Below are 12,599 nucleotides of genomic sequence, written 5' to 3'. Positions count from 1 at the left end.
CGAGAACGTCCGCTCCGGACGGTGGCCGGACCGGATCGGGTCGGCCGAACGATGGACAGCCCGTCCCACTTCTCCGACGGCGCCACGATCGCGCTCGCCGGACGCCGACCCGCGTGCACGTCGACCCACGAGAACAGCCCGTGTCGATACAGTGGGGTTTCCGTCAGAGCAGGAGAACTCCATGCGGCGTTTCCTCGGGCCACTGACCGTGGTGCTGGCCGCCGTGCTCGCCGTCGTCGTCAACCTGGCCACCAGCACGGTGGAGCTGCCGTCCTGGTTGGACGAGGGCATCTGGGTTCCGTTCGCCCTGGTGCTGGTCGCCTACGTGTGGGTGGAGTGGCGGCGCGGTCAGGATGAGCCGCAACTGCCGGAGGCGGAGCAGCTCGTGGCGGCAGCCGACGTGCTGGCCCGGGCGACCCTGTCGCAGTGGTCGGCGCAGTCCGAGGCCTGGGGCATCGGAACGACCGCCGACCCGGTGCGGGTCACCTGGCGGTGGGACCACGAACGGTCGCTGCCGACATCCGAGGTGTTCGGCCGTACGGGTGGGAAGGTTCCCCGCAGCCGGGGCGCCGGCCGCCGGAACCCGGCCGCGGACGGCCGGGGCGAGCGGGGCGTGGTCAGTGATCTGCATGCGGACCTCTACCGGCGGATCCAGCGCCACCAGTTGGTCCTGCTCGGCCCGGCCGGTAGCGGGAAGACCGCGGCGATGCTGATGCTGCTGGTCGAGGCAGCCGAGGAATGCGTCGAACCCGTCCTGACAGGGGGCCACGCCGGCACGCCGGTGCCGGTCTGGGTCACCCTGGGCGGCTGGAACCCGGACGAGAGGTCGCTGCTCGACCACGTGGCCAGCGAGCTGGAGACGACCTTCCGGGCACTGCGGCACCCGCGCTACGGCGCGCGCGCCGCGCGCCGCCTGATCGACGAGAGGCGGGTGGCGCTCTTCCTCGACGGTCTCGACGAGATGCCTCTCCTGGGGCAGCAGGCCGCGCTCGACGTGATCGCGCACGAGGCCTCCGGGCTGCGCGTCGTCCTCACCTCCCAGGTCGAGGGATACGACAGCGCGCGGGCGGGGGGACGGCTGCCACGCCCGGTCGTCCTCCAACTCGACCCGGTCGGGCCGGACACCGCCGCCGAGTACCTCCGCCGTGGCCATGACGACGACCGGCGACGTCGGTTCTGGCGGCGGATCGCCGACCATCTGCACGACCGGCCCGACTCGCCGGTCGCGCAGGCGTTCGCCACCCCCCTGATCCTGAGCCTGGCCCGGGACGCGTTCGACGGGCCGGACGGTGAGGCACCCGACCCGGCGGAGCTGCTCGGCCTCTCCTCGGTGGCGGAGGTGAAGGCCCACGTGATCGGCCAGTTCCTGGAGCGGGCCTACCCGACCGGTTCCCGCCCGCGCGACAGGCGCGACCGGCGACGGAACCGACGTCACCTGTTCTACCTGTCCTGGATCGCCCACCACCTCAGGGGACGTCGCGACCTGCGCTGGTGGGAGATCCCGACCTGGGTTCCCTACGGACCGCTGTCGGTCGTGGTCGCGATCGGATTCGGACTGTCGGCGGCCGTGCTGGCGGGGACGTACGTGGCGGTCGTCCATGGGGCCGGGTCTGACCGGCTGTGGACTCTGCTCGGCGCGTTCTTCGCCGTCGCCGGTATCGCGGGCGCATGTGTCCGGCCGCCCGCCCCCTCCGGCGAGGAGGCAACCTCGTCCTCCTCTCCCGGCGGGGAGGAGACGCCGCCCGAACCCATCGGCATGAACCTGCGGTGGCCGACCCGGGCGGAGCTGCGGACGCTGTGGGCGCTCGGCTCGGGACTGCCGCTGACCGTCGGCGTGGGCACCGGGTTCCTCGTCGGCCCGTTCGCCGGGGTGCTCGCCGCGTTGAGCACGATGGTCCCGCTGATCTTCGGCTCGTCGGTCGGCCGGGCCAACGTGACGTTCGGCTTGCTCGGCATCTGGCTGAAGCCACTGGCCGACTCGCCGGCGAGCACCCCGGACGGAACGTTCCGGGCCGACCGCAGCCGCACCGCGGTGGCAGTCATCTCCAACGTCGTCTTCGGTGGAGTCCTGTTCACGCTGTTCGAGGTCGTGTACCCGCCTCAGCCGGAGGCATGGTCGCTCGGACCGGAGGTCGGCCTCGTGGCCGGCATGATGTACGGCATCATCAGCGGTCTCGGCCCGGCGGTCCTGACCGGCTTCACCCAACTCGTGCTCCTGCTGCGGGGGCGTCCGCCGATACGGTTCACCGCGCTGTTCCGGGAGTCGCTGCGGCGCCAGGTGCTGCGCCAGGCCGGTGTCGTCTACCAGTTCCGGCACGCCGAACTCCAGGACCATCTGGCCGCCGCCTACCAGCGACGGCTGGACGCCGGTCCGGCCCCCCGACGGTCGACGGCTCCGCGCGGTGTGGCGTCCGGCGACCCCGCCTGAGCGTCCGCCTCGCCGTCACGGCCGCTCGTGGCGGCCAGCCCTCTCGCGGACCATCGCCCTCACCAGCGGTTGCGTGCCTCCTCGGCCCAGCCGACCAGGCCGTCCAGGTCGACCCGCTCGCCGTCGTCGGCCGTCGCCCAGCCGGTGAAGTGCCCGAAGCACTGGTGCGTCTCGTTGGCGAGCACCCCGAAGTTGGTCCGGGCGACCTTCTCGTGGAAGGGGTGGAACTCCACCGTCACCCGTTCGCCGCTGATCCGCCACGGCCGTAGCCAGTCGGTGCGGTCGTACTCCCAGCGCAGCTCGTCGCCGATCTTGTGCAGCCGGCCGTCGAGGAAGAGGCCGTTCTCGGTCGAGCCGGTGCCGTCGGTCCACTTGCCGCCGAGCTGGATCGCCCGACCCGGGCTGCTGCCGGCGGCCCAGTTCCAGCGGATCGCGTACGGCCACTTGCCGCGACCGTGGTCGAGGACGGCGAACGAGTCGGTCTCGTCGACCGCGTGCTCCACCCCGTCGACCCGCAGGGTGCCGCGTACCGGGCGGCCGAGGTCCTTGACGGTGTACTGGAACCGGCGGGTGCTCCACGGCACCACCACGCCCAGCGACTCGTGCCCCGCCGGCAGCGGCACCACGAGGTCGACCTCCAGCCCGGGGGCGGTGGCGCGGATGGTGGTCTGCGTCGCCGTCTGGTCGATGTCGATCGAGAGGCCGCCGCCGCGCGCCCGCACGGCGCCCGCCCCGCTGACCGGCGGAAAGACCGTGCCCCGGGCGAGGGGCACCACCGCGTTCCGGTCGATCTCGACCTTCGTCGTGCGGTCGAGCACGTAGAGGCTGTGCACGCCCGCGTAGTCCAGCGACGAGGCGACCAGACCGACGATGTGGGTCGGCGTGACGACGCCCCAGTACTCCCAGCGCTTGTTGCGGCCCCAGCCGCGCAGGTTCGCGCGGTGCAGCGGGTGGCGGCTCCAGCCCACGGCGGCGGGATTGAGCCGTCCGCCCGGAAGGCACAGGTCGACGGGCTCGGTGATCTCGTTCTCGTGGGTCACGATGGCGAGGGTATCCGCCCCGGGTCCGGCGGTGACGCCGGCTGTCGCCGCGCGGCGGCGGTGGGGTGACGGTCGGGGGCGCGCACGCGACCGTCGGTGCGCGCCTCGGGCCGGGCGGGCCCCGTGAGCAGGGGCGGCGGGCGAGGGCTCATCATGTGCTGACCACCGAGGAGGTCCCATGCCCGTCCCGCACCAGGCGCCGCCCCCGGCGTCGCCGAGCGCCGACCCGCGGGGCGCCGCCACGCCCGCCGCCGATCCCGTCCGCCTGCGACCGCGTACCTGGGTCGCGGTGGTGCTGCTCGGTCTGGTCGGCCAGATGGCCTGGACGGTCGAGAACATCTACCTGAACCTCTTCGTCTACGACACCGTGACCGACGATCCGACCGTGATCGCCACGATGGTCGCCGCCAGCGCGGCCACCGCGACCGTCGCCACGCTGCTGCTGGGCGCGCTCTCCGACCGCACCGGGCGGCGCCGGGTGTTCGTCGCGGGCGGCTACCTGCTCTGGGGCGTCTGCACCGCCGCGTTCGGCTTCCTCACGGTGGGCACGATGGGGCAGCTCGCGCCGGTGGCGAACGCCGTCCTGCTCGCCGTGCTCGCGGTGATCGTGCTGGACTGCCTGATGTCGTTCCTCGGCTCGGGCGCCAACGACGCGGCGTTCCAGGCGTGGGTGACCGACGTGACCCGGCCGGCCAACCGGGGTCGGGTGGAGTCGGTGCTGGCGATCATGCCGCTGCTCTCCATGCTGGTGATCTTCGGCGGCTTCGACGGGCTGGCCCGCGCCGGCGACTGGCGAACCTTCTTCCTGATCATCGGGGCGGTGATGGCCGTGGCCGGCGTCGTCGCGTGGTTCCTGGTCGAGGACAGCCCCACCCTGGTACGCAACGACGCCGGCTACCTGCGCGCGGTACTGCACGGCCTGCGGCCCTCGGTGATGCGCGCCAACCCGGGCCTCTACCTGGCCCTGACCGCCTGGTCGGTCTGGGGGATCTCGACGCAGGTCTTCCTGCCGTACCTGGTGATCTATCTCCAGCGCTACCTCGAGGTCGAGGGGTACGCGGTGGTGCTCGCCGTCGTGCTGGTGACCGCGTCGGTCATCAGTGTGCTCTCCGGCCGGGTGATCGACCGGGTCGGCAAGGTCCGGTTCCTGCTGCCCGCCGCGGCGGTCTACGGCACCGGCCTGCTGCTGATGTTCCTGGCCCGCGCCACGCTGCCGGTGGTCGGTGCCGGGATCGTGCTGATGTCCGGCTTCATGCTGGTGCTGGCGCCGTTGGGGGCGCTCGTGCGGGACCACTCGCCGCCGGGGCGGGCCGGTCACGTGCAGGGGCTGCGGATGATCTTCGCCATCCTGGTCCCGATGCTGATCGGTCCGTACCTGGGCGCGGCGGTGATCAGCAACGCCGGCGAGACGTACCAGGACCTGGGGGTGGTCCGGCAGGTGCCGACGCCGGGCATCTTCCTGATGGCGCTGGCCGTGCTGGCGCTGATCGTCGTACCGGTGCTGGCGCTGCGGCGGCGGGGCGGGAGGGTGGACGGATGACGTTGACGACGCAGTGGGGCGAGGCGCTCGACCCCGATCGGGTGCTGCCGGAGTATCCGCGCCCGCAACTGGTCCGGGACAGCCACCTCAACCTCAACGGCCGCTGGGCGTACGCCATCACCGACGACGCCCGGGAGCCGGCGCGCTACGACGGCGAGATCCTGGTGCCCTTCTCGCCGGAGGCGCCGCTGTCCGGGGTGGGGCGGCAGTTGCTGCCCGGCCAGACGCTCTGGTACCGCCGCACGGTGCGCCTGCCCGACGGCTTCCGCCGGCCCGGCGACCGGGTGCTGCTGCACTTCGGCGCGGTGGACCAGACCTGCGTCGTCCTGCTCAACGGGGTGCCCGTCGGCGGGCGCACCGGCGGCTACCTGCCGGTGCGCTGCGACGTCACCGACGCGCTGCGCGACGGCGAGAACGTGCTGGTCGTCGCGGTGCGCGACGAGAGTGACACCGGCCACCACGCGCGCGGCAAGCAGAAGCTGCGCCGGGGCGGCATCTGGTACACGGCCCAGTCCGGGATCTGGCAGAGCGTCTGGGCCGAGGCCGTCCCGGCGGCCCACGTCGAGCGGCTCACCCTCACGCCGCACCTGGCCGACGGCTGCGTCGAGGTGACCGTGCACGCGAGCGCCGCCGCGGGCGACGCGCTGATCCGGGTCCTCGCCGACGGCGTCGTGGCCGCCGAGGCGCGCGCCGCCGCCGGGACCGCCGTGCGGCTGCCCCTGCCCGAGGTACGCCCCTGGACCCCCGAGGACCCGTTCCTGTACGACGTGACCGTCGACTACGGCGACGACCGGGTGCGCGGCTATGTGGGCATGCGCTCGTTCGGCGTCGGGCCGGACGCCGACGGGGTGCCGCGGCTGCTGCTCAACGGAGAGCCGTACTTCCACGCCGGGGTGCTCGACCAGGGATACTGGCCGGACGGTCTCTACACCGCGCCGTCGGACGCGGCGCTGGTCGCCGACATCGTCGCGATGAAGCAGCTCGGCTTCACCATGCTGCGCAAGCACATCAAGATCGAGCCGCTGCGCTGGTACCACCACTGCGACCGGCTCGGCATGCTGGTGTGGCAGGACATGGTCAACGGCGGGGAGGCGTACCGCCCGCTGGTGGTCACCGCGCCGGTGCTGACGCCGCTGCGGCTGCCCGACCGGGGCCGGTGGCGGCGGTGGTTCGGCCGCGCCGACGCGGCCGGGCGCGACGAGTTCCGCGCCGAGGTACGCGAGACCGTCGAGCACCTGCGCAACGTGGTGAGCATCGCCGTCTGGGTGCCGTTCAACGAGGGCTGGGGGCAGTTCGACGCCGCCGAGGTCGCCCGGGAGGTGGCCGCCCTCGACCCGACCCGTACCGTCGACCACGCCAGCGGCTGGCACGACCAGGGCGGCGGCGACCTGCGCAGCCTGCACGTCTACTTCCGCCGCTTCCGCGCGCCGCGGCTCCGGGCCCGGCGCGGCGCCGCGCAGGGCGGGGACCGGCGGGCCCTGGTGCTCTCGGAGTACGGCGGGTACACCCTGCGCGTCGACGGGCACACCTTCGGGTCGGCGGAGTTCGGGTACAAGCGTTTCCGCACCGCCGCGGAGTTGGCCGAGGCGTTCACCCGGCTGCACGACGAGCAGATCGTGCCCGCGGTGGGGGTGGGCCTGTCGGCCACCGTCTACACCCAGCTGTCCGACGTGGAGGACGAGCTGAACGGGCTGCTCAGCTACGACCGGCGGGTGTCGAAGCTGCCTGCGGAGGTCATCCGGCGGGTCAACGACCGGCTGCGTCTCCCGTCGCCCGCCCGCCCGGCGCCGCCCCGCTGACGCGTACGGCCCGCGGTCCGTGGTCAGGACCGCCGGGCGGCGGTGCCGCCGAACGCCGCCTGCACCATGGCGGTGTACCCGACGTGACCGGCCCGGTTGGGGTGGTAGGACTCGCCGAGCGGGTTCGAGGTGCCGTTGAGCCACTCGACGTCGTCGCAGACGGCGTGGCCGGTGAACGGGCCCCGGGCGTCGAGGAAGGCGAAGCCGTGGGCGACCGCCCGGCTCCGGATGGTCGTGGCGAGCAGGTCGGCGGCGGCGTTCAACTCGGCCTGCTCACCGGGGGAGATCCTCGCGATGAGGTTGCACTCCTCGCCGTTGAACAGCCGCGGGTAGCCGACCACCGCGACCTGGGCGTTCGGGGCGAGACCGCGGATCCGGGAGTAGAGCTGGTCCAGGCGGCCCGGCAGGGTGTCGCGGATCTGGTTCTCGGCGTTGTCGATCTGCGACCAGCAGGTGGCGGGCCAGGGCAGCGCGCACTGCACGATCACCGACGACCAGCCGATGTCGTTGCCGCCGGCGCTGACCGTGACGTGGTCCGTCGTGGCGTTCAGGCTGCCCAGCTGCCCGTTGAGGACCCCGGAGACCGTCGCGCCGGCGCAGGCGGGGAAGGTGAGCGTGGCGCCGAGCCGGGCGGCGGTCAGGACCGGGTAGGAGTGCCGGGAACGTTGGCACGAGCCGCTGTCGGAGTAGTACTCCCGGGTGCCGGTGCCCGAGGCGTACGAGTCGCCGAGGGCGGTGTAGGTCGGGGCGTCGGCCCGGGCGGGCGCGGCGGCCAGGCCGACGGTGAGCGCGGTGAGCACGGACAGGGCGATCGCGGCGCGGGCGGACGCCGTACGACGGAGAAACGACACGGGGCGCTCCTGGCATCGAAGACGGTGGATTACAGGTTGGCAGACGCCCGCGCCGGGTGGAAGTGGTCGCCTGTCGCAGGCGACGGGAGCGACCCCGCGGACGGGAAGCCGAACCGCGTGTCGGTCGGGCCCCGGCCGGGTTCGGCGGGCCGAGGGTGTCACCGGGGCGGCCTCTGGTTGGTCTCAAGGGTGCATGGGACGAGGAGGAGGAGACGATGTGACGCCCCAGGAACAGATCCGGGAGTTGTACGCCGCCGCGGCGCCGCGGCTGGTGTCGCAGTTGTTCGCCATCATCGGCGACCACGCGGAGGCCCAGGACGTCGTGCAGGACGCCTTCGTACGGGCACTCGCCCGGCCCGGCCGGTTCGGCGAGTTGGAGCATCCGGAGGCGTGGCTGCGTACGGTCGCCCTGAACATCGCCCGCAGCCGGTACCGCAGGACGGCGGTCTTCGCGCGGCTGGCCCGCTCCGGCCGGCTCGATCCCGATCGGGGGAGCGCGGGCCTGTCGCCCGACCACGTCGCCCTCGTCGCCGCCCTCCAGCGGCTGCCGCGACCGGCGCGCGAGGCCGTGGTGCTCTACCACATCGCAGACCTGCCGGTCGTCGACGTCGCGGCGGCCCTGGGCTGTTCGGTGGAGGCGGTCAAGACCCGGCTCGTCCGGGCCCGCCGCGCCCTCGCCGCCGACCTCGACGACACCGCCCACCTGACGACCGCCTCGCCGGGCACCGTGGACAAGGGAGGTTCCCGCCATGCCTGAGCTCGACTTCGCCGGTCTCGACCGGGCCGCCCAGGCGGCCTTCAGGCCCGACTTCGCCGAGGTGCGGCGCCGCGCGCGCCGTCGCAGGCGCAACCAGGCCGCCGCCCTGTCGCTGACTGCGTTGACCCTGGTCGCGGCAGCGACGACCGTCGCTGTGCGCGCCGGTGAGCCGCCGGTGCCGGCGCCCGGCACCGACCCCACCCCGACACCGGTCTTCGTCCCGTCGCCCGGGCCCAGCGCGAGCCCCGCCCCCGGTGCGGGACGCACCGTGCGTACCGGTCCGATGGTCGCGGGCGACCTCGACCACTTCTACCTGCGGTGGCACGACTGCCGCGAGGAGGACTGCGTGGTGCTGGTGGCCGGCACGGCCGACCGGGGGGCGACCTGGCGCACCTTCCCGCTCCCGTTGCCACGTGCCGCGACTTCCGTCGTCGCGGCGGCCGGTCGGCGGACCCTGGTCGCGCGGTACCAGTACGGCGCCGGGGCGGTGCCGATGCGTCAGGGCTGGCTCGCGAGCGTCGACGGCGGTGAGCGGTGGCGGGAGGTGACGCCCCGTACGGCCGACCGGGTGCCCGAGGGCTGGCGGGTGGTGAACCACTGGCTGGGGTCCCGATTCGAGGAGATCGTGGCGGCGGACCCGGTGACCGGTGACGTCGTGCTGGTGCCGCAGACCTCCGGGCTGAAGCAGGCCGCCCTGGTCGGCGACGCTCCGGCGGCGGCGGGCATCTGGGTGAGCGGCTACGCGGACGAGTCGGTCGTCGACGGCCGGTACGTCGGCCGGGGCAGCGCGCTCGCGGTGAGCCGCGACGGGGGCCGTACCTGGGACCGGCACGTCTTCACCGGGGCGCTGACCGCCGGCGAGGACGTGGCGCTGGACGTCGCGACGCGGGACGGCCACACCGTCTACGCCGTGGGCCGTACCGGTGCGGCACTGGTCGTGCACCGCAGTGACGACGGTGGGCGGACGTGGCGACGCACCACGGGTGGCGCGACTGTCGGCGAGCGGTCGGTCCGGGCCTCCGTCGGCCCCGACGGCACCCTGCTCGTCCAGGCCGGTGTCGTCGCCGCCGACAGCCCGCTGATGTTCACCAGCCGCGACGCGGGGCTGAGCCTGGTCCCGACGGACCCCGCGCCGGGGGCCGCGGCGGATCCGGTGCCCGACGGCGGCGGGTACGTCCAGCGGACCTGGCCGTACACCTCGGGTCTGTGGTGTTCGGCCGACGGGACCACCTGGAGCTACGTGAGCCCGCCCGAACTGCCCTGACGGCGGCGCCTCCCGCGGCGTGGCGGGGCCGTGCCACGGGCGCGGCCCCGCCACACCGGGGCCGTCAGGCGGCCGGCGGCGGCGCGGACGCGGCGGGGTCGGGTTCGGCGAGCGCGATCCGGAGGACGTCGAGCAGCGGTCCGTCGGGGTGGTCGATCCAGTGCTGGATGGCCACGCGCAGGGAGGCCAGGAAGGTCGCCGCCAGGACCCGGGACCGCAGCGTACGGTCGGGGCCGGTCAGCCGGTGGGCGACGTCGTCGGCGAGCTCGCGCTCGATGGCGCTGTAGGCCGCGACCTGGTGCGCGACGAGGCCGGGGTGCCCGCGTAGCTGCCGGCGGTGCAGCAGCCAGGAGGGCGGGGCGTTGCCGTACGCCTCGACGGCGAGGCGCTCGGCGGCCCCGCTCAACGCCTCCCACGGCGGCGCGTCGGGCGGCTGGCGACGGATGAGTTCCAGCAGCCGGCGCAGCCGTACGGCGTCACCGTGGAAGACCGCCGCCTCCTTGCTGGAGAAGTAGTTGAAGAACGTCCGGCGGGAGACGTTCGCGGCATCGGCGATGGCCTCCACGGTGACCCGGTCGAGCCCGTGCTCGGTGGCGAGGCGCAGGGCCGCCTCGTGCAGGGCGAGGCGGGTGGCCGCCTTCTTGCGCTCCCGCAGCCCGGTGATCTCCTCCATGGCGACAGCCTACGGGGCGTGACTTACTTCTCGTCGCGCAAACTTGCACGTTGGGCAAGATCGGCAGATGCTTGTGTGCGGCAACCATCTGCGACAGGGAGAGGAGGGCGTGGTGACTGACGGCCGCGAACTCGGTACGAGGTTGTCCGAGCTGGCCAGGAGCGTCCGGCTGATCAGGCGGCGCCGAGCCGAGGTCCGGCCGGGCGTGCCGGTCGGCCTGGCGGGTCTGCTCATGCAGATCGAGAGGTTCCCCGCCGACTGCCACGCCCGCGAGTTGGCGGTCCGCAGCGGGCTCGACCCGTCGACCGTCAGCCGCTCCATCGCCACGCTGGTCACCCACGGCCTGGTCGAGCGGCGTGCCGACCCCGCCGACAAGCGGGCCAGCCTGCTCACCGTCACCCCGGCCGGGAAGGCCGCCCTGACCGACACCTACGACTGGTACGGCCGGATCCTCGACACCGCGCTCGCCGACTGGACCCCGGCGGAGGTGGCGGCGTTCGCCACCGCGATCGGCCGGTTCACCCGCGACATCGAGACCGCCCTCGGACACCACGACAACCTGGAGGCCGCGCGATGAGCGCACCCACCACCACGGCGGACGACGCGCCGATGACCCACCGGCAGACGCTGGAGGCACTCAGCGGCCTGCTGCTGGTGCTGTTCGTCGCGATGCTCAGCGGCACCGTCGTCTCGACGGCGCTGCCGAAGATCATCGGAGCGTTGAACGGGTCGCAGACCCAGTACACGTGGGTGGTCACCGCCACCCTGCTCACGGCGACCGCGACCACCCCGATCTGGGGCAAGCTCGCCGACCTGTTCAACAAGAAGCTCCTGGTGCAGATCGCCATCGTGGTCTTCCTGGTCGGCTCGGTGATCGCCGGGTTCGCCCAGACCGCCGGCCAGCTCATCGGCGCCCGCGCGTTCCAGGGCATCGGTGTCGGTGGCCTCCAGGCCCTCGTCCAGGTCGCCATCGCCGCGATGATCCCGCCCCGGGAGCGCGGCCGGTACAACGGCTACCTCGGCGGCGTCATGGCGGTGGCGACCGTCGGCGGCCCGCTGCTGGGCGGGCTCATCGTCGACACGTCCTGGCTCGGCTGGCGCTGGTGCTTCTTCGTCGGGGTTCCCGTCGCCGCCATCGCGCTGGTCCTCCTCCAGGCCACCCTGCGCCTGCCGACGGTCCGCCGCGAGAACGTGAAGATCGACTACCTGGGTGCGTCCCTGATCGCCGCCGGGGTCAGCGTGCTGCTGATCTGGATCTCCTTCGTCGACGACTCGTTCGCCTGGGTCTCCTGGCAGAGCGCCGCCATGGTGGGCGGCTCGCTCGCGCTGCTCGCCCTGGCGGTCTGGGTCGAGGCCCGGGCGGAGGAGCCGGTCGTCCCGCTCAACCTCGTCCGCCAGCGCACCACCGCCCTGGCCATCCTGGGCAGCCTCGCGGTCGGCATGGCGATGTTCGGCGGCGCCGTCTTCCTCGGCCAGTACTTCCAGATCGGGCGCGGCTACAGCCCGACGGAGGCCGGCCTGCTCACCATCCCGATGATGGCCGGTGTCCTCATCTCGTCGATCGTCGCCGGCCGGCTGATCACCAGGACCGGGAAGATCAAGCCGTACATCGTGTTCGGCGCGATCGTGCTCGTCATCGGGTTCGCCCTGCTCGGCACGATCGACCACGAGACCTCGCTGACGCTGGTCGGCGCGGCCATGTTCGTCGTCGGCGTCGGGGTCGGCATGACGATGCAGAACCTCGTCCTCGCCGTGCAGAACACGGTCTCGCTGAAGGACATCGGCGCGGCCAGCTCCACCGTCGCGTTCTTCCGCTCGCTCGGCGGCACGATCGGTGTCTCGGTGCTCGGCGCGGTGCTCGCCCGGCGCGTCACCGACCAGATCACCGCCGATCTCTCCGCCGCCGGCATCCCCGCCTCCGCCAGCTCCGGAGCCGGCAGCCTCAACCTCGACGCCATGCCCGCCGTGGTCCAGCAGATCGTCCGTGCGGCGTACGGGGACGCCACCGGCCACATCTTCCTGATCTCCGCCGCGATCGCCGTGGTCGGCGTCATCGCCGCGGTCCTGCTGAAGCCGGTCGGGCTGCGCAGCAGCCTGGATCTGCCGGACGCGGCCAGGTCGACGGCCGTGGCCGCCGACGCCGTCGACGGGGCTCCGGCCTTCGACCAGGTGCCGGTGGACGCCGCCGGGCGGGAGACGCCGGCGCGCCGCTGACGCGCCGGAAACGACCGCGGGGCCGCACCGTCT

10 protein-coding genes are annotated in these 12,599 nt (G+C 73.4%); 7 read left to right on the top strand and 3 right to left on the bottom strand.

Annotated features, from left to right (window positions below; all coding sequences use genetic code 11):
• Window positions 1-181 precede the first annotated feature (181 nt).
• Window positions 182-2,428, top strand: a complete 2,247-nt coding sequence (locus ACGFIG_RS28990) for an NACHT domain-containing protein (protein WP_393008259.1) — start codon at window positions 182-184, stop codon at window positions 2,426-2,428.
• Between the two features lie 59 nt (window positions 2,429-2,487).
• Here the strand turns inward: ACGFIG_RS28990 and ACGFIG_RS28985 are convergent, their stop codons facing one another.
• Entirely contained in the window at window positions 2,488-3,468 is a 981-nt protein-coding gene (locus ACGFIG_RS28985; RefSeq protein WP_393008257.1) for a DUF2804 domain-containing protein, read from the bottom strand.
• A 178-nt stretch (window positions 3,469-3,646) separates the two neighbouring features.
• Between ACGFIG_RS28985 and ACGFIG_RS28980 the strand changes: the two genes are divergently transcribed.
• Window positions 3,647-5,008: an MFS transporter gene (locus tag ACGFIG_RS28980; RefSeq protein WP_393008255.1), complete on the top strand. Its 1,362-nt coding sequence runs from the start codon at window positions 3,647-3,649 to the stop codon at window positions 5,006-5,008.
• Complete coding sequence (locus ACGFIG_RS28975; protein ID WP_393008253.1) at window positions 5,005-6,807, top strand: glycoside hydrolase family 2 protein; 1,803 nt, start codon at window positions 5,005-5,007, stop codon at window positions 6,805-6,807. The genes ACGFIG_RS28980 and ACGFIG_RS28975 overlap by 4 nt, the downstream gene beginning before the upstream one ends.
• A gap of 23 nt (window positions 6,808-6,830) precedes the next feature.
• On the opposite strand, the gene ACGFIG_RS28970 is transcribed toward ACGFIG_RS28975, so the two are convergent.
• Window positions 6,831-7,658 carry an SGNH/GDSL hydrolase family protein gene (locus ACGFIG_RS28970; protein WP_393008251.1) on the bottom strand — a complete coding sequence of 276 codons (828 nt, stop codon included), beginning with the start codon at window positions 7,656-7,658 and terminating at the stop codon, window positions 6,831-6,833.
• Between the two features lie 217 nt (window positions 7,659-7,875).
• Between ACGFIG_RS28970 and ACGFIG_RS28965 the strand changes: the two genes are divergently transcribed.
• Window positions 7,876-8,415 (top strand): RNA polymerase sigma factor, encoded by a 540-nt coding sequence (locus tag ACGFIG_RS28965; RefSeq protein WP_393008249.1) that lies wholly within the window; start codon window positions 7,876-7,878, stop codon window positions 8,413-8,415.
• The gene (locus tag ACGFIG_RS28960; protein ID WP_393008247.1) at window positions 8,408-9,679 is read left to right on the top strand and encodes a hypothetical protein; all 1,272 of its coding nucleotides are present in this window, start codon (window positions 8,408-8,410) and stop codon (window positions 9,677-9,679) included. Before ACGFIG_RS28965 ends, ACGFIG_RS28960 begins: the two co-directional genes overlap by 8 nt.
• A gap of 64 nt (window positions 9,680-9,743) precedes the next feature.
• Here ACGFIG_RS28960 and ACGFIG_RS28955 read toward each other — a convergent pair whose 3' ends face one another.
• Complete coding sequence (locus ACGFIG_RS28955) at window positions 9,744-10,352, bottom strand: TetR/AcrR family transcriptional regulator (protein ID WP_393008245.1); 609 nt, start codon at window positions 10,350-10,352, stop codon at window positions 9,744-9,746.
• Window positions 10,353-10,464: 112 nt separating this feature from the next.
• Here ACGFIG_RS28955 and ACGFIG_RS28950 point away from each other — a divergent pair, with 112 nt between their 5' ends.
• Entirely contained in the window at window positions 10,465-10,929 is a 465-nt protein-coding gene (locus ACGFIG_RS28950) for a MarR family winged helix-turn-helix transcriptional regulator (RefSeq protein ID WP_393008243.1), read from the top strand.
• On the top strand, window positions 10,926-12,566 hold the full coding sequence (locus ACGFIG_RS28945) for an MDR family MFS transporter (RefSeq protein ID WP_393008241.1): 1,641 nt from the start codon (window positions 10,926-10,928) through the stop codon (window positions 12,564-12,566). The genes ACGFIG_RS28950 and ACGFIG_RS28945 overlap by 4 nt, the downstream gene beginning before the upstream one ends.
• Window positions 12,567-12,599 lie beyond the last annotated feature (33 nt).

Source organism: Micromonospora sp. NPDC049048, from assembly GCF_043197615.1.
Lineage (GTDB): Bacteria > Actinomycetota > Actinomycetes > Mycobacteriales > Micromonosporaceae > Micromonospora.
Note: the sequence above shows the minus strand (reverse complement) of the source record. Positions and strands in the feature narration are given on the sequence as shown.

What these genes read in the sequence shown, in the direction of transcription:
- ACGFIG_RS28990 (WP_393008259.1), top strand. Translation starts at nt 182, where the DNA reads ATGCGGCGTTTCCTCGGGCCACTGACCGTGGTGCTGGCCGCCGTGCTC.
- ACGFIG_RS28980 (WP_393008255.1), top strand. Translation starts at nt 3,647, where the DNA reads ATGCCCGTCCCGCACCAGGCGCCGCCCCCGGCGTCGCCGAGCGCCGAC.
- ACGFIG_RS28975 (WP_393008253.1), top strand. Translation starts at nt 5,005, where the DNA reads ATGACGTTGACGACGCAGTGGGGCGAGGCGCTCGACCCCGATCGGGTG.
- ACGFIG_RS28960 (WP_393008247.1), top strand. Translation starts at nt 8,408, where the DNA reads ATGCCTGAGCTCGACTTCGCCGGTCTCGACCGGGCCGCCCAGGCGGCC.
- ACGFIG_RS28955 (WP_393008245.1), bottom strand. Translation starts at nt 10,352, where the DNA reads ATGGAGGAGATCACCGGGCTGCGGGAGCGCAAGAAGGCGGCCACCCGC.
- ACGFIG_RS28945 (WP_393008241.1), top strand. Translation starts at nt 10,926, where the DNA reads ATGAGCGCACCCACCACCACGGCGGACGACGCGCCGATGACCCACCGG.